Raw genomic sequence first — 23,910 nt, forward strand, 5'->3', positions numbered from 1 at the left:
GTCCAGATATTAAATATCTGGATATTGCATTAATAACTGAGAAAAGTTACGCCACTCATTTTCAGCCATACTATCAAAAGCAACCCATAACGTAATTTGCTTTTTATTTAGAATAGAAGTCAACGTTATTCGAGTACCAAAACGACTGATCCAAGGGCGTTTTGTTATTTGCCATTCATGCAGTTTCCATTGAATTCGGTTGCCATTTAGTAAAATAAAATCCCCTTTGATACGACTAATATTCTTTTGTGTAAAATACCAACTAACTATCAAGAAAAGTAACAATGGAACCCAAACATAAATAAAATTAGGAGGCCATGGATACAACAGTAAACCGATCACAAAGACAACATAAGCAACCGTTGAGAAGAGTTGAGTGAACCATGATACTGTGAGGTGCGATTTCAATAAAATCACGAGTTATATTAACTCCTGCTGTAATTCTATACGAATATAAATAAGTTCAAGGTAATAAAAACCAACCTATTTATAATGAAACTTCTGCCTTAATATTACAAATAATTAATCTTATATTTTAGAGTGATTATTTATTGTTACTTTTTTGATTTAATATGTGTTAAAAAATATAACTTAATAATAAATACGTAATTCTATTCTTTCTTAATCGCGGTTTTAATAAAATTAGCATAGCTGATTTATTAAGTATAAAACGAAAAATATCGAAAAAAGGCGATTTAAACGATCATTTTTAGAGATAGTGCGCAAATTTAACGCAACTACATTTTTTATTTCAGTAAATTTTAGAGTGTTCTTAATATTATTACATTTTTATATAAAAAATAAAAACACCTTTATTAGATGATAAAATAAAGGTGTCATTTTTAATCAATCTTAATTATTGCTTAATCTATCGCTGATTTGATAATCTATTTTATTAATATTTATCAACGATCTCCGCCATTCTAGCTTTATTGCGATCTTGGATTAATTTCACCATATAATAGAGCGCATCATCATCTGGGCGTCCATGATTCATTAACCAGTTAAATAAATCAGGATCTGCACACTCTAGTAAACGAACAAAAAGCGCTTTATCGTTATCAGATAGCGTATCGTACTCATTCTCGAAAAAAGGCATGATAGAAATATCCAGTTCACGCATTCCACGACGACATGCCCAGTTAATTCGTGCTTTATTCTCTATATCGATAGTCATACTCTGCTCTTTACATTGTTCAAATCAAGAAATACCACTATTTCTTCCTAGCACTGATAATAGTCTTATCGCAAAATTTTTAACATCAAAATGATCACAGTTTGCTGGTTTAGTCTCATAGACAACTTATTGAACACGCTTTCATTTGTTATTTATCAAGTTCATTTTCTGTGCGCTAAAAATAATAATGACTTGCATTGTCTTGCCACTCTTTTACCATAACTGATGTATCTGATTAATTTAATAGCTGGTGACATCATGACTCAAAATTCTACTCAGGCTAAACGCCCTCATGCAGCAATCAATTTGCCATTAACACTGGTTTCTTTAGATGAATGGTCACTGATAACAGCAACAGGTGCTGACAGTGAAAAATATCTACAAGGTCAACTAACAACGGATATTGCAGCACTTCCAACAACAACACATACATTGGCTGCGCACTGTGAAGCAAAAGGTAAAATGTGGAGTACACTTCGCTTATTCCACCAGCAAGAAGGTTTTGCTTATATTTTGCGTAAAAATGTCGCACAAAAACAACTTGCTGAATTAAAAAAATATGCTGTATTTTCAAAAGTAACCTTAGCGGAAAATACGGATAACGTTTTATTAGGATTAGCAGGGCAAGGTGCTGCTCTTGCATTAGCAGATTACTTTCCAAATATTCCTCGTAAAGCAAACGAAGTGGTTAATCACGATAATACTTATATTCTGCAACTGCCTTTACCTACTGAACGCTTTTTAATCGTAACAGACGAAGCAACAGCAAAAAATCTTGCAACAACATTAAAAGCAGAAACCGGTGATAGTGAGCAATGGTTAGCCTTAGATATTGAGGCTGGATATCCTATTATTGATACTCCCAATATTGAGCAATTCTTACCTCAAGCAACAAATCTGCAAGCATTACCTCTGAGCATCTGCTTTAAAAAAGGCTGTTATACCGGGCAAGAAATGGTATCCCGTGCAAAATTCAGAGGTGCAAATAAACGTGCAATGTATCTGTTATCAGGTGGTGGTACTGAATTACCTGAGATCGGTGGTAGCGTTGAATGGCAATTAGGCGAAGATAAATGGCGTAAAACAGGAACAGTATTAAGTGCTGTACGTATGGCTGATAATACTATTTTGGCTGAAGTTGTTATGAATAACGATATGGAACCCGATAGTGTATTTCGCGTTCAAAACGATGACATCAGTCGTTTATCCATTAAACCACTGCCTTATTCTTTAGAAGAAGAGTAATTCTTATTTATCATAACCAATACGGAATTTTATGACACAATTACCTAAAGGGGCATTTGGCCCCTTCTCTGATACTATTAACTTTATTATGGAGTTAGATAAACTAAAGCGTGTTTATCGTAAAAATAATGTATTAGACAATAGTCGTTCCGAAAATACCGCAGAACATAGCTGGCACTTTGCCGTTGCAGCAATGAGTTTTCAGCCTTATGCCGGTGATATTGATATGGGACGTGCTATTCAGTTAGCCCTTGTTCACGATATTGTTGAAATAGATGCTGGCGATGTAATGGTTTATGACGTTGCAGCTCGTGAAGCGATTAAAGAGCATGAGCAAAAAGCCGCAAAACGTATTTTCTCTTTATTACCTTCCCCACAAAATGAATATTTCCTCAATTTATGGCTGGAATATGATGCAGCGGAAACACCAGAATCTCAGTTTGCCAATATTCTTGATCGCACTATGCCGATGCTGATGAACTTGCATAATGAAGGTCAAAGCTGGGTTGAAAATAATATTCGCCTTGAGCAAGTCTTGGCTAGAAATTTATTTATTGAAAAACAGTGGCCAGAATTTTGGCAATATCTCTATCCTCAACTATTAGAGGCACAGAAAAAAGGCTGGCTGAAGTAATCTATTCAATGCTGAATTTGTGAAATAAAAAATACCGATGGCTAACTTCTTAACCATCGGTATTTTAATTTAAGAATATGGCTAGATTAAAGCTTATTCATAGTCACTAATTGGCGCACATGAACAATGTAGATGACGGTCGCCATACACATCATCCAGACGTTTAACCGCTGGCCAGTATTTACTTTGTTTTGTTGCTTCACTTGGGAATACTGCACATTCACGACTATAACTATGTGACCACTCTTGCACTAATTCATATTGTGTATGAGGTGCATTAACTAGTGGATTGTCATCAATTGGCCATACTCCTTTATCTACCTGTGCAATTTCAGCACGGATAGAAAGCAGTGCTTCAATAAAGCGATCTATTTCAACTTTACTTTCAGATTCTGTTGGCTCAATCATTAATGTGCCCGCAACAGGGAATGACATGGTTGGAGCGTGGAATCCATAGTCAATTAAACGCTTAGCCACATCCATTTCACTAATACCGTAATTCGCTTTTAATGGACGAATATCGATAATACATTCATGTGCGACATAGCCATCAGCGCCAGCATAAAGAATGTCATAGTCATCTTTCAGACGTTGTGCAATATAGTTCGCATTTAAGATTGCCACTTGGCTTGCTTTTTTAAGCCCTTGAGCGCCCATCATACGAATATACATCCAACTAATCGGTAGTATTGAAGCACTACCAAATGGAGCCGCAGAAACCGCGCCTTGTGTTGTGACATTTTCCATTTCAACAACAGAATGCCCCGGTACAAATGGTGCTAAGTGTGATTTCACACCAATAGGTCCCATTCCTGGTCCACCACCGCCATGAGGAATACAGAAGGTTTTATGTAAGTTTAAGTGAGAAACATCAGAACCAATAAAGCCCGGTGTTGTGATCCCCACTTGCGCATTCATATTGGCACCATCAAGATAAACTTGTCCGCCATATTGATGAATGATTTCACAAACTTCACGAATACCTTCTTCATAAACACCATGCGTTGATGGGTATGTCACCATCACACAAGAGAGTTCCGCTTGATGTTTTTCTGCTTTGGCTTTTAAGTCTGCAATATCGATATTGCCATTATCATCACAACCGACAACCACCACTGTCATGCCTGCCATATGAGCAGAAGCGGGGTTAGTGCCGTGTGCTGAGCTTGGGATCAAGCAGATATGTCGCGTACCTTCGCCACGGCTTTGATGATAACGACGAATCGCTAATAAACCGGCATATTCACCTTGAGCGCCTGAGTTTGGTTGCATACACATCGCATCATAACCCGTAAGTGCCGCAAGCCAATTAGAGAGTTGTCCAATCATCACTTGATAGCCTTTCGCTTGATAGGCTGGGCAGAATGGATGTAGCTCTGTAAATTCAGGCCATGTGATCGGGATCATTTCGGCGGCAGCATTAAGTTTCATCGTACATGATCCTAATGGGATCATCGCTTGATTCAATGCTAAGTCTTTATTTTCTAATCGATGCATATAGCGCATCATTTCCGTTTCACTGTGATACTGATGGAAGTTTTCATGTGTCAGCACAGTGTCTTTACGTTGCATAGAAGCAGGAATTGATACTGATGAGGAAGCAACTTGTTTATCAAGTGCATCAATATCACCCACTAATGCTTTACCACTGATAATTTCAACAAGCTTTAATACATCTTCACGCGTTGTAATTTCGCTTAGTGTGACACCCACAGCACCCACGATATCGGTACGTAAATTAATTTCGGCATCTTTAGCGCGTTGTAATACAGCAGCTTTATCTACGGTATCAATCGTTAATGTGTCAAACCAAGTTTTATGGCGTAATACCATACCGTTTTGTTGTAAACCCGCGGCTAAAATATCCGTTAAACGATGAATACGTTGAGCGATGGTTTTTAACCCTTCTGGTCCATGATAAACCGCATACATAGCCGCGATATTGGCAAGTAACACTTGGGATGTACAAATATTCGAGTTCGCTTTTTCACGACGAATATGTTGTTCACGCGTTTGCATCGCCATACGTAATGCGCGATTACCCGCAGCATCGCGAGAAACACCAATAATACGCCCCGGCATTGCACGTTTATATTCATCACGACAAGCAAAGAATGCCGCATGTGGGCCACCGTAACCCATAGGGACACCAAAACGTTGTGCTGAGCCTAATACGATATCAGCACCTTGATGGCCCGGTGCAGTGAGTACCACCAGCGCCATTAACTCAGCGGCAACACTGGTAATAATTTTACGCTCTTTTAGTGCTGCTAATAACTTACTGTGATCATGAACTTCGCCTGTTGTGCCAACTTGTTGTAATAGCACACCAAACACACCTTCAAGCTCTAATACTTTTTCCGCTTTATCAACAACAACTTCAAAACCAAAGGTATCTGCACGCGTTCTGACAACATCTAAGGTTTGAGGGTGAATATCATCAGCGACAAAAAAACGATCAGCATTTTTCAATTTGCTTACACGTTTTGCCATTGCCATTGCTTCGGCTGCGGCCGTTGCCTCATCTAGCAACGATGCAGAAGCAAGATCCATTCCTGTGTAATCAATTGTAACCTGTTGGAAATTCAATAGTGATTCTAGACGACCTTGAGAAACTTCTGGCTGATAAGGTGTATAAGCAGTATACCAACCCGGATTTTCTAATAAATTACGCAAAATTACAGGAGGTAATACAGAAGGTGCGTAACCCATTCCAATGTAAGAAGTAAAACGTTTATTTTGGCTGACGATCGCTTTTAATTCAGCCAAGGCTTCTTGCTCTGTTGCCCCTGCTCCCACATTTGGTGGTGTTTCTAATTGAATATTATTTGGAACAATTTTTTGAGTTAATTCATTTAATGAGGAGACGCCAACAGCACTGAGCATCTCTTTAATCTGTTCTGGTGATGAACCAATATGGCGACGAATAAATTCATCGCGATACTCTAACTGATTTAAAGTCTGTGTCATTGCAAGTAATTTCCTGAATTCACTATGAATGGATAGGTAAATAGCACACGGCTTAAAGCGTGTTGAGATAGCATTACGATAACAAGCTAACAAATAAAAACGCCCCGACATTAATCTGACGGGGCGCTGCTTTTTACTCTTCGCTATCTACCAGTTCTTGATAACCAGCGGCATCAAGTAAGTCATCTAATTCGCTTTCATTATTTGCTTTAATGCGAAATAGCCAACCTTCTCCATAAGGTGCGCTGTTCACAAGTTCTGGAGAACCGTCTAACTCTTCATTTACTGCGATAATTTCACCCGATAATGGTGCGTATATATCTGATGCAGCTTTTACTGATTCTGCTACCGCACAATCATCACCGATTGCAACTTCTCTACCCACTTCAGGTAGATCAACAAACACCATGTCACCTAATAATTCCTGTGCATGTTCAGTAATACCGATAGTGTATTCACCATTGCCTTCTGAACGGATCCACTCATGAGATTGTGCGTATTTTAATTCACTAGGTATTTGACTCATCGACCTTACTCTCCATTTAAAATAATTGTACCGTGTTATACCAATGCTTTACCTGAACGAACAAAACCAGGTTTTACCACTTCTACTGGCATCTCACGATTACGCATTAATACAATTGCGCTATCTTTTATACCTGCTGGAACTCTTGCTAATGCAATACTAAAGCCTAATGTAGGCGAAAAAGTACCACTTGTAATAATACCTTCTCTTAATTCACCTAAATCATCAGTAAAGTGTACGGCAGTACCTGCACGCAACACACCTTTCTCTCGCATTACAAGACCAACAAGTTTATCTGTGCCTGTTGCGCGTAATTTTTCTAATGCTTCTCGACCAATAAATTGACGATCTTCTGGCGCCCATGCAATCGTCCATCCCATATTGGCTTCAAGTGGATTAATAGTTTCATCCATCTCTTGGCTATAGAGGTTCATTCCAGCTTCTAGGCGTAATGTGTCTCTTGCACCTAATCCTGCGGGTTTAACTCCCACAGCTAATAATTTTTTCCAAAAATCGACGGCTTGCTCTTTTGGCATGGCGATTTCATAGCCAGCTTCACCGGTATAGCCGGTTGTGGCAATAAATAAGTCTCCAAGCTCTACACCATAGAAAGGCTTCATGGCAGAAACAACTTGGCGTTGCGCTTCGCTTAATAAGCTTTGTACTTTCTCTTGTGCATGAGGACCTTGAACAGCGATTAAAGCCAGATCGTCGCGAACAGTGATATCAACGACATAATCTGAAGCATGTTGTTCAATCCATGCCAAATCTTTCTCACGAGTAGCGGAGTTCACAACGAGGCGATAGAAAGAGTCATCAAAATAGTAGACGATAAGATCATCAATTACACCGCCTGATGCATTGAGCATACCGGTATAAAGCGCCTTACCTTTTTCGGTGAGTTTAGCGACATCATTCGCTAATAAATAACGTAGAAAATCTTTAACTTGTGAGCCATGTAAGTCAACAATGGTCATATGAGAAACATCAAACATACCTGCATCGCGACGCACAATATGATGTTCATCTATTTGAGAGCCATAATGCAAAGGCATCATCCAACCATGAAAATCAACCATACGAGCACCGCAGGCTACGTGCTCATCATACAACGGAGTCTGTTTTGCCATTTTTCCCTCTTTCTACTTTTACTTTAGATTATTCAGAGAACGCAATTTGTTAAATATAAAATTAAACTTGATTTGAAATCATAGTGTTAATCTCAAGCTTAAGTTTATTTTTAAACATGGATTTAACAAATAAGAGCAATTAACGTACAACGCAAACGATACCATCCCTTTGAACTTAGCATTGTGAGAAAAAATAAACCATAAGTTAAAATAGGGTATTGTGTCTCTTAATCATAATGTAGACATATGGGTATGCAGAACTAATGATTGCAATTATGCGTATCAGCGCTCATTTTTAGCGAGGAATTACTGAAAAAAAGGAATTAGTGCAAAGAATAGACTGAAAAAATAGATTTTTTTAGTTCTATTTCTTCAGTCAGGTATAAATAAAAGTAATGTGAAATAAGAGAGGAATTAGATTTTTTCAACTGAAGTGAGATTTTTATTACTTAACCATTCAGGCAAATCAGAAAGTCCCATTGCTTGCTCAAGTAACTTAGGTTTTACCCCCGGTAAACTATCTGCTAACGAAAGACCGATATCTCGCACCAGTTTTTTCACGGGGTTATTGCCAGCAAAAAGTTCACGGAATCCTTGCATACTTGCCAACATCACAGCAGCCGCATGTTTTCGACGACGCTCAAACCGTCTCAAATAGAGATATTCACCAAAATCTTTACCTTCTGCTTTTAAGCGACGGATCTCACCAATTAACTCAGCAACATCCATAAAACCAAGGTTAACACCTTGCCCTGCTAAAGGATGAATAGTATGCGCCGCATCGCCTAATAACGCTAAGCGAGGAGCCGCAAACTGGCGAGCATAACGACCTGTTAATGGTATGGTCATACGATCACTTATTAATTCACATTGACCTAAACGCATATCAAAGGTCACACCGAGTGTGCGCTCAAATAGGTTTTTTTCTGCGTTTTTATAACGTTCAGCGAGGTTGTTTGGTAAAGACCAAACAATAGAACAAGTATGAGGATCAGAAAGAGGCAGAAACGCCAAAATACCTTCGCCATGAAAGACTTGGCGCGCAACATTTTCATGAGGTTGTTCGGTACGAATAGTCGCAACTAAGGCATGATGTTCATAATCCCAAAAAGTCAGGGGAATATCTGCATGTTTGCGTAACCATGAATTAGCACCGTCAGCTCCGACAACTAATCTGGCTGTCAACATTTCACCATCATCAAGGGTAATAAATGCATCATTTTCCCCCCACACCACGCGCTCAATTTGCGTGGATGAATAGAAGGTAATATCACTATGGCTTTCACATTTTTGCCAAAGTACTTCACGAATAAGGTTATTTTCGATAATAGAGCCTAAGTGACTAAATCCTTCTTTTTGTGCTGAAAACTCAATTCGACCAAAGCTATCTTGATCCCAAACTTCCATACCTTGATAAGGTGCAGTTCGTAATGCTTGTAAATTTTCCCAAACACCTAATTTTTTCAGCAACATTTCACTGGCTGTATTAATAGCAGATACCCGTAATGAAAAATCATCTTGTGGGTGAAAAAGCTTCGTTACAGGGTGATTTTCTATTATCGCTATACGTAATCCACACCCGTGTAAACCGCTGGCTAATGCAAGCCCTACCATTCCACCACCAGCAATAACAACATCAAATGATTTCATAATAAAAGTATCCTAAAAAGCGACTATATTTAATTCGAATGAAAATTGACCATCAAAGATCAACACGCTCTAGTCTGTCCAGCCAAGTGTTTGATGTGCCAATTTATCTCTCATCATTGGGAGCAATTCCATCGTCATTAACCCTAAGTTGCGAGAAACAATCAGTGGCACACAACGATTTGCAAACACTTTCACCAACCCATCAGTAATAGAGATTGTTTTTTCTCTATCTTGTTGGCGAAGTTGTTGATATTGAGAGAGCACTCGATAACTACCAATATCAATATTGGTATTAATCGCTTGGGTGATCGTATTGGCGAGAGCCATAACATCACGTAAACCAAGGTTAAAACCTTGTCCTGCAATAGGATGAAGTGTTTGCGAAGCATTTCCAACTAACGCTAAACGATGACCAATAATTTGATTGGCTTTTTGTAGCGCTAAAGGGTAGCAATTTCGCTTGCCAATATGCTCTATCTTCCCTAAACGCCAGCCAAAATCACGTTGTAAATGTGCGATAGTTGTTTCATCATCCCACCGTGAAACTTCATCTAATTTTTCAATAGGATGACACCACACCAATGAACTCCGCCCTTCACTCATTGGTAACATGGCTAAGGGGCCAAACTCCGTAAAACGTTCAAAAGCTTTGCCTTGGGGATCGATTTGCGTTTTGACATTAGCGATCACAGCCACTTGATGATAAGGCTCTCGGTGCCATTGGATCTGGCACTGGTGACCAATAGGTGAGTGTGTACCATCAGCAGCAATCAGTAAATTACCCGATAATTGCGTACCATCATCAAGTGTTACCTCAACAGAATCGATATTACGTTGAACATGTTCAACTTTGGCGGGGCAATAAAGCGTGATATTAGATTGTTTTTTTAACTTAGCAAAAAGCTGACGCCCTGCATCATGCAATTCAATAACATAACCCAGTGCTGAGATATCATAGTCTTGCGCATAAATATTAACAAAACCACAATGACCTTTATCAGAAACATGAACATGATTAATGGGAGTGACAAAAGGTTTTAATGTTGACCAAAGCCCGATTTGCTCTAACCGTTTTGCTGTTCCATGTGCTAATGCGATCGCTCTTGCATCAAACCCAGGGTGCCCATTGTCAGGCTCTCTTGCTTCAATTAACGAAATTGAAATCTTACCTTTATTTAATGCAGAGAGTGCAAGTGCTAAGGTCGCACCTGCCATTCCACCACCCACAATAATCACATTCATGCTGATTTTAGCCTTAAATTTTTCCTGCCATCAGAGCTTCAATTTCATCAGGATCTTTAACGACAGATGCCGTTAAATTCTCATTGCCTGTTTCCGTGATAACAATGTCATCTTCAATACGAATACCAATACCACGATATTCTTGTGGCACATCGGCATCTGGCGCAATGTAAAGTCCCGGTTCAATGGTTAGTACCATACCCGGTTCTAAAATACGGTCACGATCTGTGCCATAATGTCCAACATCATGAACATCAAGACCCAGCCAGTGGCTTAAGCTATGCATAAAGAAACGCTGATAGGCTTTTGTCTCAATAAGATGCTCGATTTCACCGTGCATAATGCCCAGTTTAACCAGTCCTTCGACCATGATATACACGACATGCTCAGTGACTTCTTTGATACTTGTACCAGGTTTGTACAATTCCAAAGAAACATTGATAGATTTTAAAACTATGTCATAAATTTCACGTTGTTGACGGCTAAATTTACCATTAACAGGGAAAGTACGGGTGATATCACCGGCATAACCTTCATATTCACAGCCTGCATCAATAAGAACTAAATCCCCATCACGCATTTTGGTTTCATTTTCGGTGTAGTGCAGAATACAACCATTTTCACCACTACCAACAATACTGTTATAAGAAGGGTAACGCGCACCATGAGAGACAAACTCATGTTCAATCTCACCTTGAAGTTGATATTCATACATACCCGGCTGGCATTTTTGCATCGCACGCGTATGTGCTAATGCGGTAATTTTTCCAGCTTTACGCAGTAATTCAAGTTCAAAATCAGATTTAAATAGGCGTTGTTCATGAACAATTGGACGCCAATCAATGATAGTTTGTGGCGCTTTTAAGTTACGACGAGAGCCTTTTCTTAAGATTTCTAATGCACCAAAGACTATCTCATCAGCAAACGCATATTCACCTTGAGCATGATAAACAACATCTAACCCGTTTAATAATTGATAAAGTTGCTCACCAACATCTTCATAAGGTAGCGCCTTATCAACACCTAATTTTTCAGGTGCAGCTTCTTGTCCGAGGCGGCGACCAAACCAAATTTCAGCGGTTAGATCTCTAACACGATTAAAAAGCACACTATGATTATGTGTTTCATCACTTTTAATCAGCACAAGAATAGCTTCAGGCTCGCTGAAACCGGTTAGATAAAGGAAATCACTATGTTGGCGATAAGGATACTCACTATCGGCATTACGTTGCGCTGGTGGTGCGGCAAAAAAGATAGCTGCACTCGCAGGCTTCATTTGAGCTAATAATGCCTGACGACGGGATAAAAATTCTTGCTTATTCATACCCACTCCTGTCTTTCATTTATCTTTATGGTTATCTAATTAATGATGCTATTAATAATGAAATTAATGTAGTACACGTTGCTCATTTTGTTCGTCATTTCCTTTGTCTTTTGGTGCGACAAAAGTGATATAACAAAGTTGAACGGATACTTTTACATATTCACTGACTTCTTCAAGAGCATCTTCAAGTTCTTCTTGGTTTTCGTCTTCTTCATAACCTAGCGCACCAATATTACGCAAATCAGTAATCACTTCGGTCAATTCTTTATGATCAGACAACTTAGGTTGAGCGACACCCAGACCTAAAAGAAAATGATTAACCCAACCTGCAAGGGCATCGGCTCTTAGAAAAACAGATTCAGATTCGTCAGGCACTAACATAGAGAAGTTGAACACACTGTCATCGAGCTGTTCATGGGTGATGTGATAAAGCTCTTCAAGTGGCTCTGATAGCGTTTTAGGAAAAGCTAAACCTTCATTAGTCAGATCGTGTAATAAGGTTTTCCAACTGCTATCACGCACTGCACCGCAAATAAATCCTGTAATCAAACCATGCATTTCAGCCGCGGTTAAAGGTACTGTATGTTGCTGTAATAATGCATCAATAGTTTGATAATTTGGTAATGTGTTCTGTTTTGACATAAGAATAAACGTCGCATTTAGGGGAATAGTTCAAGATATGCTACCATCAATAGAAGTCGCTGTACCAGTTAAGCCATGTTAATCATTGGAATTTTTGCAGTAATAGCGTTTAATACAGCGTTATAACCGTATACACTACTAAACACGTAGCACAGATTTTATGTCAGGAAGGAATCATGTCCGCACAACCCGTTGATCTTCAAATTTTTGGGCGCTCATTACGTGTCAATTGCCCACCAGAACAAAGAGATGCTTTACTGGCTTCTGCTGCTGAACTGGAACAACGATTACAAGATCTCAAAGAACGCAGTGGTGTTTCCAATACAGAGCACTTAATTTTTATCGTGGCATTAAATATGAGTCATGAGTTGGCAGAAGAAAAGTTAAAAACCAGAGACTATGCCTACAACATGGAAGAGAAAATAAAAATGCTACAACAATCTATTGAACAAGCTTTACACGATCAAGGCAAGCACCATGATCGCACTTTTTCAACTGCGAAGTAGATTTGTTCAGAAAGCACGCGTACACCACGAAATTCACAGATAATAGGTTGCTTTCTACAATTAAAATAATACAATAGTTCACAGATAAGGTGCTTAACGTACCCACCAAATTTCTCTGAGATGTTTGCCAGCGGGCCAGTCCCCTGAGCCGATATTCGAAACACATAGAACGTGGTGATCTGTTGCTTGTGAGCATACCCGATTCGTTCAGGCAGCCTAATGGCAACAACACTATGTTCACCTTGGACCATGGGTTCAAGGGTTACAGCTTGCGGCGGCATCTTGGAGATCCCTACTAAAGTTCTAAATATTAAGTATTTTATAGCTACTTAATATTTAGAACTTTTTTTATGCCTCTATTCTCATATCTTCAACCTCTTCGCGTTCTTACCTCTAAAGTGTGATAAATTGATTGAAATGATGGTTTCTACTTAATGCCAACCACTTATTGATGGATTTATGAATGACGCATACTTCACTTTTTCAGCAAAGAGATGAAATCCGCAAAGCTATTCGCCAAAAACGACGTTTACTTACATTAGCCGAGCAACAACAGGCAGCTGATAAATTATGTAAGCAAGTTCTTACTCACCCAAAAATCGAACAAGCACAGACGATTGCACTGTTTCTTTCTTTTGATGGTGAAATAGATACATCACCGTTGATCTCCCAGCTATGGGCATTAAATAAACAAGTTTGCTTACCTGTATTGCATCCCTTTCATCGCCATCACCTCCTTTTTTTACGCTACACACCTTCTACTGTGTTAGTAAAAAATCGCTTTAATATTTCGGAACCTCCTTTAAATGTGAATATGGTTATTCCTATCTCTAATATTGATATTATTTTTACACCGTTAGTGGCTTTTGATGAACAAGGTCAACGATTAGGTATGGGGGGCGGTTTTTACGATAGAACGCTAGAAAACTGGCAACAAAAATCATTTTATCCAGTGGGATTAGCACATACTTGCCAACAAGTTGCTCACCTTCCTATTGCAAATTGGGATGTGCCATTACCTGAAATTATTACACCAGAAAAGATCTGGCATTTTTAGTTTTATATTAGTACTAGATTAAGATTAATGATTATCATCTGTGTTTTTTTATATTTTTGATAAAAAAAATAATATTAAATACCTTTTTATATTTTTCAGCTATACAAAAGGTATTTTATTGTCATGGATAATAAAACAGAAAGTCACCTAATAAAAAGCATTAGTATTATTATCAATCTAACTAAAAAGAGAGAAATAGAAATAAAAAAAGACTCTACTATAAACTCATTAGAAAATGAATATCAATTTAAACTAAAAAAAACAAAGAAATCACTTATTTTAAAAAAAACAGAACATCACATTATTTTTTTAGATAATAAAAACAACACATTTATATTATTAAAAAAAAATGAAAACACATATCTGATTTATAATCTGCAAACAGATAAAACAGAAAACCTAAGTCAAAGCCAATTCAATTCATTAAACATTGCACAATGTTATTACCTTTGCTTTAAAGAAAATCCATTTTTTAGTCTCTCATGGTTTTTTATAGTAATAAAGAAATACAAACTTATCTTTATAAATATTCTTTTTTACTCACTCATCCTTCAACTATTAATGCTTACATCGCCTTTTATAATACAAATTATTATGGATAAAGTGATTATCCATCAGGCTCTATCAACACTAGATGTTTTAATTATTGGTTTAATTTTTATTGCTGTTCTAGAAGGAACACTAAAAGGAATTCGAGAATATATTTATCAACACACAGCAAATAAAATTGATATAACGTTAAGTCTAAAACTCGCTCAACACTTGTTTAGAGTTCCTATTGGCTATTTTAAATCACGTCAAACCGGTGCCATTGTTGCTAGAATAAAAGAATTAGATATTATACGAGAATTTATAACAAAAACGCTCTTACTGTTATTTGTTGATTCTTCTTTTATTTTTTTATTTATATTCGCAATGGCATTATTATCGTTAAAGCTAACATTAATATTTATTTCGACAATTCCTCTTTATCTTATTTTAGCTAAATTACTTGCCCCAAAAATAGAATTTGCAGTTCAACATCTTTATCAAAAAGTCGCAGTCAATACAGCCTTTCTTACTGAAAGCTTAGGTGGCATTGAGACTATTAAAAGCCTTTCTCTGGAGCCAAGATTTACACAACAATGGTATACACAAATTCATAAACTAACCGGTGAAAACGAAAAGCTTCAAAATATTGATAATTTATCTCGCTTTATTGTGTCATTTATAAATAAAACAACAGTTGCACTACTTCTATGGATAGGAGCTTGCGAAGTTATTTCGCTGTCAATGACAATAGGTCAGCTTATTGCTTTTACGATGCTACTTGGCTATTGCTTACAACCTTTAGCCACAGCTATTGATGTTTGGGGAAAATATATCAAAACAAAAACAGCAATCTATAACTTACAAGATATACTTAACCTTCCTAAAGAACAGAATAATTCAATATTAGAAACAAATATTAAAGGGGAAATTACTTTTAATAATGTCAGTTTTTATTACCAAAATAATACACCCGCTATTTTAAATAATATTTCATTACATATAAAAAGACATGAAATTATTGGTGTTGTTGGCACATCAGGATCAGGAAAAAGCACGTTAGCACGCATGATTTCAGGTCTTTATATTCCACAATCAGGTCATGTTGCACTTGATAATATTCCGCTTTCACAACTTAACTTAAATAGAGTACGCCAACAAATAGGAATCATTCTACAACAAAATTTTTTATTTCATCTAAGTGTGTTTGATAATATCCGACTCACTCGACAAAACGCCTCTTTAGAAGACGTTATTTACGTTACAAAACTAACGGGCGCTCATGAATTTATTTTAAAACTACCATTAGGTTACGACACTATTATTGCAGAAGGAGGACAATCTTTATCAGGAGGACAACGCCAACGTATTGCGATTGCAAGAGCCTTATTATCTTCGCCTAAAATTTTAATCTTTGATGAAGCCACCAGCGCATTAGATGATGAATCTCAGGCCATTATCCAAGAACACCTTCCTCTTATTGCAAAAGAGAAAACCATTATCATTATTGCTCATCGTCTTTCAACGGTGAGAACTTGCCATCGTATTATTGTGTTGGAAAAAGGCAACCTTATTGAAGAAGGATCACATAAGGAATTAATTGCAAAAAATAGCCACTACAAAAAACTTTGGCAACGCCAACAAGGATGTTGAGTATGAACCTAAATATAAAATCTGCACTCTCTAACGTATTTCAACGTAAAAAAAAGAATATTAATTATGATTTCTACCCTAATCATATTGCCCTTATTGAAAAACCTTTAACTCCTTATAGTCGTTATATTGCGTCAATTATTTCATTCAGCGTTATCGCTTTTATTATGTGGGCTTCTTTAGGTAAATTAAATGTGCAATCATCTGCAACAGGTAAACTTATTGTTGCAGGGCATTCTCAAGTTATTCAAATTTATGAGCATAGTCGCCTTGCTGTTCTTCATGTAAAAGAGGGACAAAAAGTCAATCAAGGTGATGCATTGTTAACACTCGATATATTGGGCGTTGATGAAGAAGTTAAAGGGCTACAGAAAAAAATAGATAGCCTGCTGTTACTTAAACTTCGTTACCAAGCATTAAGCCAAGAAGCATCTCCACAAAAACTTTATCATTTTAATAAATTAGATGAAAAAACAAAAAAATCTATTCTTATTAGTTACCAAAAAGAAAAAGATGAATTTGAAAGTAACATAAATTTAATTGATACCGAAATCGAGATTAATAATAAAAACCAAACCCTGATCCATAATGAGTTACTATCATTAAATACGTTAAAAGAAAATATTAACCAACGTTTTCTTCTTAAGAAAACGCTTTTTATAAAAAAAATAATTAGCCAAATGGAATATTTAGAAAATGAAAAAGAGTTATTAGAAATAAATCGAGTTATTACAATTAAAAATGCTGAATATCAACTTATTAAGAGCCAAGAGAAAAAATTAAATGAAAATTTAGATACATTAGAGAAACAGAAAAAATTAGAATGGCATGATAAATATAAACAGTATGAGAGTGAACTATTAATTTATAGCCAAAATCTTAATCATGCCCAAAAACGACAACAGCTAAAAATTGTCCGCTCCCCCGTTACAGGTACTGTACAACAAATTACAAATTACACACTTGGCAGTAGCTTACAACCATCACAACAGATGATGACGATAATCCCTGATAATCAGCACAATATAGCAGAAGTTAATATTCTCAATAAAGATATTGGTTTTATACATGTAGGGCAAAAAGCAATGATAAAAATAGATGCTTTTCCTTACACTCGTTATGGCACCTTAGAAGGAAATATAACCAATATCGCCAAAGATTCCATTCAACATGAGCAGCTAGGTTTAGTTTATCCCGCAACAATTGAACTAAATACGCAGATGATAGAAAGCAATAATCAACAATATAGCCTTGCTCCTGGGATGTCTTTAGTCGCTGAAATTATTATCGATAAACGTCGTGTTATTGACTATTTCTTAAGTCCAATAGAAGTTTACCGTCACAACGCACTAACAGAAAAATAATAAGGTGCTTAATATCATGAATAATATTAATTTAGAGAAAGAAAAAGAATATCACTCATCAATTATTGATGGATTAATTTGTTGCTCAAAAACACAAAATGGAAAGATAAAAAGAGAGCAAGTTATTCATTTTCTGGGTAAAGAAGAGCATCTTAACAAGTGGGACATTCTTGAAACTATTCAACTTTTGGAATTAAAAGGTGATTTTTGCTTACTCGATTATAATGAGGATCTTATTATCGATACGCTTATCGAAATAAATAATCATTGGTATATTTTAAAAAAAACGCAGGAAACAAAATTAATTATTATAAATCCTATAAATGATACAGAATTTGAACATATTATTGATAAAGATAAAAAATTAAATATATTAAAACTTATTGCTAAAGAGCCATCTTCATCATCGTCAAAATTTAATCTAAACTGGTTTATTCCTTCTATCCTAAAACAGAAAAAATCATTACTCCTATTTTTTATTTTATCTTGTTGTATTCAACTCTTTGCTCTAGTGAATCCCATTGTTTTTGAAAAATTTATCGATACTGTTTTAACGGGGAGAAATTTATCTAATTTACATCTATTTGGTTGTCTATTCGTTTTAATTGCCATCACGGAACCTATATATCTTTTTTTGCGTGATAAGTTATATGCTTTTGTCTCTTGTCAATTAAGTGCTGAGTTTTCAGGAAAGGCGTATCAACATCTCATCCGCTTGCCGAGTCATTTTTTTACTCAACGCCCATCTGGACAGATCATTGCTCGTATACAAGAGCTTTCACAGATCAGACAATTTATTACTGGTTCAGCATTGATGATGGTGCTTGATCTTATTTTTATTGCTGTGTTTATCTTTGTGATGTTTATTTATTCATCAACCTTAACGTGGATAACATTAAGCTCTTTAGTTCTTTATTTTATATTTTGGCTTATTCTTGGACCGATTATTCGTTATTGGGTAAAGCAAGAATATCAAACCAACGCAGATAATATTAGTTTACTGACAGAAGCGATAAATGGCATAGAAACGATTAAAGTGACGGCAACAGAAAATCATTTTGTAGAAAAGTGGCAATACAAACTGACCGATCATATTAATAAGCGTTTTTCTGGTGCTAAAAAAGCGTTATTCGCTCAGCAATTTATTTTTATTATTCATAAGATCACTACCGCAATTATTTTATGGCAAGGCGTTAATTTCATTATTAATGTACAAATGACCGTAGGTGAACTTATCGCGTTTAATTTATTTGCCGCCCATATTACACAGCCTATTTTACGTTTAGCGCAATGTTGGCAAGATTTTCAACAAACATCCATTTCTTTGCGTCGTATTGGTGATATTTTAAATAATCCCACAGAGCATCAATACCAAGGGTTAGCTACCGTTCCTAAAATAACAGGGAGCATTACTTTTTCAAATGTCTACTTTCGTTATACAGACAAGACACCTGATGTTATTGAGTCTCTTTCTTTATCTATTCCAGCAGGGAAATTTATTGGTATTACAGGGCGTTCTGGCTCTGGGAAAAGTACGCTCACCCGCTTAATTCAACGCTTTTATACGCCCCAACAAGGAAAAATTTATATTGATGGCATGGATTTAGCTATCGCTGATCCTTTATCTTTACGTCAAAGCATGAGTATCGTTTTACAAGAGAGTTTTTTATTTAGTGGTTCAATTCTTGAAAACATTCGTTTATCAAAACCGAATGCCAGTGAAGAAGAAATAACAGAAGCCGCTCAACTTGCAGGAGCTTTAGACTTTATTGAGCAACTCCCTTTAGGCTTTAATACTCAAGTTGGAGAAAGAGGTCACAATTTATCAGGAGGGCAACGTCAACGTATCGCACTTGCTAGAGCTTTATTAACAGACCCTCGTATTCTTATTTTAGATGAAGCAACATCAGCATTAGATTACGGATCAGAAGCACAAATTTTAGCTAACTTGCCTCAGATTTGTAAAAACAGAACCGTCATCAGTATTGCACATCGTCTAAATACATTAGCGCATTCAGATTATATCTATGTAATAGATAAAGGACGAGTACTAGAAGAAGGTACACACGCTCATTTAATAGAAAATCAAGCGCTCTATTACCAATTATGGCAGCAACAAATTCAATAAATAAAAATTAAAAGATACAAAAAAGGCTCGATATTTCGAGCCTTCAATAGATCACAGATAACTTATCAATAATTAGTAAAGCATACGAGCACGGATAGTTCCCGGTAATGCTTTGATTTTTTGTAACACTAATTCAGCTTGAGCTTTTGTTTGTGTTGTAATATCAATTACAACATAACCTACGTTACCTGATGTACGTAAATACTGTGCGGCTACGTTGATATTTTCTTCAGTAAACACTTTATTGATGCTATTCATCATACCTGGGCGGTTTTCATGAATATGCAGTAAACGGTTTACATCATCACCATGGCTTGGCAGTGATACTTCTGGAAAGTTAACAGCAGATAATGTAGAGCCGTTATCTGAATATTTCGCTAATTTACCCGCAACTTCATAACCAATGTTTTCTTGTGCTTCTTGGGTAGAGCCACCGATATGTGGTGTTAATATCACATTATCAAATTTGATAAGTTCAGATACAAACGGATCGTTAGGATCGTTATTTGCGCCCGGCTCTGATGGGAATACGTCAACCGCAGCACCAGATAAATGTTTTGATTCTAATGCTTGAGATAACGCAGGAATATCAACCACAGTGCCACGAGAAGCATTGATAAGAATGGAGCCGGGTTTCATGCGCCGAATTTCTTCATGCCCAATCATATTCTTGGTTGATGGTGTTTCTGGCACATGTAAGCTGACAATGTCACACATATTCAATAGCTCAGAGAGATGACGAATTTGTGTTGCATTACCTAATGGTAGTTTATTTTCAATATCATAAAAATAAACATCTAAACCAACGCTTTCTGCCAAAATACCTAACTGAGTACCAATGTGACCATAACCAATAATACCCAGTTTTTTACCTCGTGCTTCAAAACAGCCTTTGGCTTGTTTATCCCAAATTCCACGATGCGCCTTCGCATTTGCTTCAGGGATACGACGTAGTAATAACAGTAATTCGCCAAGTACCATCTCAGCCACGGAACGAGTGTTTGAGAACGGGGCGTTAAAAACGGGAATACCGCGGCGAGCAGCAGCATCTAAATCAACCTGATTAGTACCGATACAGAAACATCCCACAGCAACCAGTTTTTCAGCCGCTGCAAAAATGTCTTCTGTTAAGTGAGTGCGGGAACGAAGACCAACAAAACGTGCATCACGGATAGCTTCTTTTAATTCTTCTTCCGATAATGCGCCTTTGTGATATTCAATATTGGTATAACCCGCAGCTCTTAAATTTTCTACTGCACTTTGGTGCACACCTTCAAGGAGTAGAAACTTTATTTTTTCTTTTTCCAAAGATACTTTGACCATTTACCCTGCCCTATCGTTATTACATTTAATGAAAAACAAAATCCTGTCTCATCAACATAACAAAAATAGATTTTGTGGCAATACAACCGATTGCAGTGATGACAGAATAAGCGGTAAATAAAGTGATTTTCTACCGAGTAAAATGATTTTGACTTTGAAAATGGCAGGATTTTAAAGAGAGATATAACTGTCGTGTGATATATATCACTGAATTTACAGTTTCTAAAATAATTTAAAAAATAGGTAGCCATCGCTACCTATCTTAAAAAGAATTATTTAATGGTTTTCACACCTTCAGCGGTGCCCATTAAAACAACATTTGCGCCACGATTAGCAAATAATCCTACGGTTACAACCCCCGGAATACTGTTAATTTTGTTTTCCAGTTCAATAGGATTAAGGATAGTTAAGTTATGAACGTCTAAAATAACGTTACCGTTATCTGTTACCACGTTTTCACGATATTCAGGTAAACCACCTAACTTAACGAGTTCACGCGCAACATAAGAGCGCGCCATTGGGATCACTTCTACGGGGAGTGGGAATTTACCTAACACATCGACTTGTTTAGATTCATCAACGATGCAGATAAATGTTTTCGCTACACCTGCAATGATTTTTTCACGCGTCAATGCAGCACCACCACCTTTGATCATCTGCATTTGATGGTTAATTTCATCTGCACCATCAACATAGATATCTAAAGAATCGACTTCATTACAGTCGAAAACAGGGATGCCATAACTTTTTAATTTTGCAGTTGATGCTTCTGAACTTGAAACTGTGCCTTCGATTTGACCTTTCATTGTTGCTAATGCATCAATAAAGTGAGAAGCCGTAGAACCAGTACCGACACCCACAATCATGCCTGGTTTTACATATTCAAGCGCTGCCCAACCTACTGCTTTTTTCAATTCATCCTGAGTCATTTGAAAAACCTTATTTATCACGTTAATGGACTAAGAATAGCATATTGCATTCAAAACTAGCACGAGACACATCAAAAACTGAGAAGCAACATTTTAACTCATTACAACGAAAAATATGGCATAGTAAGCAATAGAATATAAAATCGAAGAGAGTCTGTTAATGAAACGCCCTGATTATCGAGCATTACAAGCCCTTGATGCCGTCATTCGAGAACGTGGTTTTGAAAGAGCCGCGCAAAAGTTATGTATTACACAATCTGCCGTTTCTCAGCGTATCAAACAGTTAGAAAATTTATTTGGACAACCACTATTAGTCAGAACTGTTCCACCTCAACCTACTGAGCAAGGACAAAAATTATTAGCGCTATTGCATCAAGTAGAATTACTTGAAGAACAATGGTTAGGTGATGAAAATAGCGGTTCTACGCCTCTTTTACTCTCTTTGGCGGTGAATGCTGATAGTTTAGCAACATGGTTATTGCCCGCTTTACATCCCGTCTTAACGCAACTGCCTATTCGTCTCAATATTCAAGTGGAAGATGAAACTCGCACTCAAGAACGATTAAGACGAGGCGAAGTTGTTGGTGCAATTAGTATTCAGCCACAAGCACTGCCAAGTTGCCTTGTCGATCAATTAGGCGCTCTCGATTACCTCTTCGTTGCTTCTCCTGACTTTGCTCAACGCTACTTTGCTAATGGAGTAACAAAATCTTCATTATTAAAAGCGCCAGCAGTTGCCTTTGACCATCTTGATGATATGCATCAGGCATTTTTACAACAAAATTTCGGTTTATCGCCCGGTAGTGTACCCTGTCATATTGTGAACTCCTCTGAAGCCTTCGTGCAATTAGCTAAACAAGGCTCAACCTGTTGTATGATCCCTCATCTGCAAATTGCTAATGAACTCAAAAGTGGAGAGTTGGTTGATTTAACTCCGGGGCTTTGCCAGCGACGGATGCTTTATTGGCACCGATTTGCACCAGAAAGTAGAACCATGAGAAAAGTGACAGACGCACTCATTGATTTTGGTCGTAAAGTTTTAAAACAGGATGAAGAGTAATACGCTATTTCATCTTATCAACACAAAAAAATAGGCTTCATATTGAAGCCTATTTTGTTTTTATTACAGCAGGATTATTTAGTGCGTTTTAATTCAAAAACCACATCAACATAATCTTTAAACTCGATGCTTTGCTGTTCATAGGTTTCTTGCACTGCAGCAGGTGCTTGTGCTTTTAATGCCATTGCATCCATACGCACTTGTGCGATTGGATAAGGTGTAGCTTCTGGCGCACGATAGCTCACGCTATAAACAGCACCTAAATCCGCACCGAAACCTTTTGCTACTGACGTTGCTTGATCAATGGCATTTTTAATCGCAACTTCTCGTGCTTTTGTTTTGTATTGTTCCGGATTATTTACGCCAAATTCAACGTTATTAATCTCATTTAAACCAGCTGCTAATGCGCCATCAAGCAACGTATTAAGCTGTTCTAATTTCTTAATTTTAACATTAACAGTACGTGTTGCCGTATAACCATTAATCACTGAACGCTCTGCTTTTTTATCATACTCATAGTTTGGTTGAGTACGGATATTAGCTGCGTCGATATCTTCTTTAACAACACCATTTTCTTTTAAGAAGGCAAAATATTTTGCAACACGCTCATCAACTTGTTTCTTAGCCTGAGCTGCATCTTTTGCTCTTTCGTTAACCTGAATATTTAATGTTGCCATATCAGGAGCGGCTTTAATTGTCGCATTACCCGATGTTATAATATGTGGTCCTTCTGGCTCTGATGCGGCTAATGCAAAAGAAGGTAATCCCAGTGTAAACACGGATGCTAATACAATTGCTTTTAATTTCACAAAAACCCCCGAC

Annotated in this window: 20 protein-coding genes and 1 other RNA gene; 9 read left to right on the plus strand and 12 right to left on the minus strand. The window is 37.1% G+C overall.

From position 1 onward, the window contains the following. Window positions 1-9: 9 nt before the first annotated feature. Entirely contained in the window at window positions 10-417 is a 408-nt protein-coding gene (locus BTA34_RS11570; protein WP_151435708.1) for a protein YgfX, read from the minus strand. A 478-nt stretch (window positions 418-895) separates the two neighbouring features. Then, complete coding sequence (gene sdhE, locus BTA34_RS11575; RefSeq protein ID WP_036913402.1) at window positions 896-1,171, minus strand: FAD assembly factor SdhE; 276 nt, start codon at window positions 1,169-1,171, stop codon at window positions 896-898. Window positions 1,172-1,435: 264 nt separating this feature from the next. On the opposite strand from sdhE, the gene ygfZ reads away from it, so the two are divergent. Beyond that, on the plus strand, window positions 1,436-2,422 hold the full coding sequence (gene ygfZ / locus BTA34_RS11580) for a tRNA-modifying protein YgfZ (protein WP_151435709.1): 987 nt from the start codon (window positions 1,436-1,438) through the stop codon (window positions 2,420-2,422). A 31-nt stretch (window positions 2,423-2,453) separates the two neighbouring features. Beyond that, window positions 2,454-3,056, plus strand: coding sequence for an HD domain-containing protein (locus BTA34_RS11585; RefSeq protein ID WP_151435710.1), 603 nt, complete (start codon window positions 2,454-2,456; stop codon window positions 3,054-3,056). A 93-nt stretch (window positions 3,057-3,149) separates the two neighbouring features. Here the strand turns inward: BTA34_RS11585 and gcvP are convergent, their stop codons facing one another. The 7 genes from gcvP to BTA34_RS11620 form a co-directional block, all read right to left on the minus strand. Then, entirely contained in the window at window positions 3,150-6,026 is a 2,877-nt protein-coding gene (gene gcvP, locus BTA34_RS11590; RefSeq protein ID WP_151435711.1) for an aminomethyl-transferring glycine dehydrogenase, read from the minus strand. A gap of 133 nt (window positions 6,027-6,159) precedes the next feature. Then, on the minus strand, window positions 6,160-6,552 hold the full coding sequence (gene gcvH / locus BTA34_RS11595) for a glycine cleavage system protein GcvH (RefSeq protein ID WP_151435712.1): 393 nt from the start codon (window positions 6,550-6,552) through the stop codon (window positions 6,160-6,162). Between the two features lie 35 nt (window positions 6,553-6,587). Continuing rightward, window positions 6,588-7,682: a glycine cleavage system aminomethyltransferase GcvT gene (gene gcvT / locus BTA34_RS11600; protein WP_100159083.1), complete on the minus strand. Its 1,095-nt coding sequence runs from the start codon at window positions 7,680-7,682 to the stop codon at window positions 6,588-6,590. 414 nt (window positions 7,683-8,096) lie between these two features. Continuing rightward, a complete protein-coding gene (gene ubiI, locus BTA34_RS11605) occupies window positions 8,097-9,332 on the minus strand; it encodes an FAD-dependent 2-octaprenylphenol hydroxylase (RefSeq protein WP_151435713.1) in 1,236 nt (411 codons plus the stop codon). 69 nt (window positions 9,333-9,401) lie between these two features. Next, complete coding sequence (ubiH, locus tag BTA34_RS11610; RefSeq protein WP_151435714.1) at window positions 9,402-10,574, minus strand: 2-octaprenyl-6-methoxyphenyl hydroxylase; 1,173 nt, start codon at window positions 10,572-10,574, stop codon at window positions 9,402-9,404. Between the two features lie 13 nt (window positions 10,575-10,587). Further along, window positions 10,588-11,898, minus strand: a complete 1,311-nt coding sequence (pepP, locus tag BTA34_RS11615; RefSeq protein ID WP_151435715.1) for a Xaa-Pro aminopeptidase — start codon at window positions 11,896-11,898, stop codon at window positions 10,588-10,590. Window positions 11,899-11,961: 63 nt separating this feature from the next. Next, window positions 11,962-12,540 (minus strand): YecA family protein, encoded by a 579-nt coding sequence (locus tag BTA34_RS11620; RefSeq protein WP_151435716.1) that lies wholly within the window; start codon window positions 12,538-12,540, stop codon window positions 11,962-11,964. A 176-nt stretch (window positions 12,541-12,716) separates the two neighbouring features. Here BTA34_RS11620 and zapA point away from each other — a divergent pair, with 176 nt between their 5' ends. From zapA to BTA34_RS11650, 6 genes are all read left to right on the plus strand, one after another. Beyond that, window positions 12,717-13,046, plus strand: a complete 330-nt coding sequence (gene zapA / locus BTA34_RS11625) for a cell division protein ZapA (RefSeq protein ID WP_023581530.1) — start codon at window positions 12,717-12,719, stop codon at window positions 13,044-13,046. Between the two features lie 109 nt (window positions 13,047-13,155). After that, a non-coding RNA gene (ssrS, locus tag BTA34_RS11630) (6S RNA) lies at window positions 13,156-13,339 on the plus strand. A gap of 170 nt (window positions 13,340-13,509) precedes the next feature. Continuing rightward, entirely contained in the window at window positions 13,510-14,103 is a 594-nt protein-coding gene (locus tag BTA34_RS11635) for a 5-formyltetrahydrofolate cyclo-ligase (protein ID WP_151435717.1), read from the plus strand. 123 nt (window positions 14,104-14,226) lie between these two features. After that, complete coding sequence (locus tag BTA34_RS11640; protein ID WP_151435718.1) at window positions 14,227-16,284, plus strand: peptidase domain-containing ABC transporter; 2,058 nt, start codon at window positions 14,227-14,229, stop codon at window positions 16,282-16,284. Window positions 16,285-16,286: 2 nt separating this feature from the next. Continuing rightward, window positions 16,287-17,648, plus strand: coding sequence for an HlyD family type I secretion periplasmic adaptor subunit (locus BTA34_RS11645; RefSeq protein WP_151435719.1), 1,362 nt, complete (start codon window positions 16,287-16,289; stop codon window positions 17,646-17,648). Window positions 17,649-17,664: 16 nt separating this feature from the next. Then, window positions 17,665-19,776: a type I secretion system permease/ATPase gene (locus tag BTA34_RS11650; RefSeq protein ID WP_151435720.1), complete on the plus strand. Its 2,112-nt coding sequence runs from the start codon at window positions 17,665-17,667 to the stop codon at window positions 19,774-19,776. 72 nt (window positions 19,777-19,848) lie between these two features. Here the strand turns inward: BTA34_RS11650 and serA are convergent, their stop codons facing one another. Both serA and rpiA read right to left on the minus strand, forming a co-directional pair. Then, window positions 19,849-21,099: a phosphoglycerate dehydrogenase gene (gene serA / locus BTA34_RS11655; protein WP_151435721.1), complete on the minus strand. Its 1,251-nt coding sequence runs from the start codon at window positions 21,097-21,099 to the stop codon at window positions 19,849-19,851. Window positions 21,100-21,371: 272 nt separating this feature from the next. Continuing rightward, window positions 21,372-22,028, minus strand: coding sequence for a ribose-5-phosphate isomerase RpiA (rpiA, locus tag BTA34_RS11660; protein WP_151435722.1), 657 nt, complete (start codon window positions 22,026-22,028; stop codon window positions 21,372-21,374). A 160-nt stretch (window positions 22,029-22,188) separates the two neighbouring features. Between rpiA and BTA34_RS11665 the strand changes: the two genes are divergently transcribed. Continuing rightward, the gene (locus BTA34_RS11665) at window positions 22,189-23,088 is read left to right on the plus strand and encodes a LysR family transcriptional regulator ArgP (protein WP_069367724.1); all 900 of its coding nucleotides are present in this window, start codon (window positions 22,189-22,191) and stop codon (window positions 23,086-23,088) included. Window positions 23,089-23,162: 74 nt separating this feature from the next. On the opposite strand, the gene BTA34_RS11670 is transcribed toward BTA34_RS11665, so the two are convergent. Beyond that, window positions 23,163-23,897, minus strand: coding sequence for an oxidative stress defense protein (locus BTA34_RS11670; RefSeq protein WP_151435723.1), 735 nt, complete (start codon window positions 23,895-23,897; stop codon window positions 23,163-23,165). Window positions 23,898-23,910: the final 13 nt, after the last annotated feature.

This window comes from Proteus sp. CD3 (genome assembly GCF_008808075.1).
Taxonomy (GTDB): Bacteria; Pseudomonadota; Gammaproteobacteria; order Enterobacterales; family Enterobacteriaceae; genus Proteus; species Proteus appendicitidis.

Bases quoted from the DNA above. Each gene is read 5' to 3' on its own strand.
- BTA34_RS11640 (WP_151435718.1), top strand. From the start codon at position 14,227: ATGGATAATAAAACAGAAAGTCACCTAATAAAAAGCATTAGTATTATT.
- gcvH (WP_151435712.1), bottom strand. From the start codon at position 6,552: ATGAGTCAAATACCTAGTGAATTAAAATACGCACAATCTCATGAGTGG.
- zapA (WP_023581530.1), top strand. From the start codon at position 12,717: ATGTCCGCACAACCCGTTGATCTTCAAATTTTTGGGCGCTCATTACGT.
- ygfZ (WP_151435709.1), top strand. From the start codon at position 1,436: ATGACTCAAAATTCTACTCAGGCTAAACGCCCTCATGCAGCAATCAAT.
- BTA34_RS11635 (WP_151435717.1), top strand. From the start codon at position 13,510: ATGACGCATACTTCACTTTTTCAGCAAAGAGATGAAATCCGCAAAGCT.
- BTA34_RS11620 (WP_151435716.1), bottom strand. From the start codon at position 12,540: ATGTCAAAACAGAACACATTACCAAATTATCAAACTATTGATGCATTA.
- pepP (WP_151435715.1), bottom strand. From the start codon at position 11,898: ATGAATAAGCAAGAATTTTTATCCCGTCGTCAGGCATTATTAGCTCAA.
- BTA34_RS11665 (WP_069367724.1), top strand. From the start codon at position 22,189: ATGAAACGCCCTGATTATCGAGCATTACAAGCCCTTGATGCCGTCATT.
- serA (WP_151435721.1), bottom strand. From the start codon at position 21,099: ATGGTCAAAGTATCTTTGGAAAAAGAAAAAATAAAGTTTCTACTCCTT.
- gcvP (WP_151435711.1), bottom strand. From the start codon at position 6,026: ATGACACAGACTTTAAATCAGTTAGAGTATCGCGATGAATTTATTCGT.
- ubiH (WP_151435714.1), bottom strand. From the start codon at position 10,574: ATGAATGTGATTATTGTGGGTGGTGGAATGGCAGGTGCGACCTTAGCA.
- BTA34_RS11650 (WP_151435720.1), top strand. From the start codon at position 17,665: ATGAATAATATTAATTTAGAGAAAGAAAAAGAATATCACTCATCAATT.
- ubiI (WP_151435713.1), bottom strand. From the start codon at position 9,332: ATGAAATCATTTGATGTTGTTATTGCTGGTGGTGGAATGGTAGGGCTT.
- rpiA (WP_151435722.1), bottom strand. From the start codon at position 22,028: ATGACTCAGGATGAATTGAAAAAAGCAGTAGGTTGGGCAGCGCTTGAA.
- gcvT (WP_100159083.1), bottom strand. From the start codon at position 7,682: ATGGCAAAACAGACTCCGTTGTATGATGAGCACGTAGCCTGCGGTGCT.
- BTA34_RS11645 (WP_151435719.1), top strand. From the start codon at position 16,287: ATGAACCTAAATATAAAATCTGCACTCTCTAACGTATTTCAACGTAAA.
- BTA34_RS11585 (WP_151435710.1), top strand. From the start codon at position 2,454: ATGACACAATTACCTAAAGGGGCATTTGGCCCCTTCTCTGATACTATT.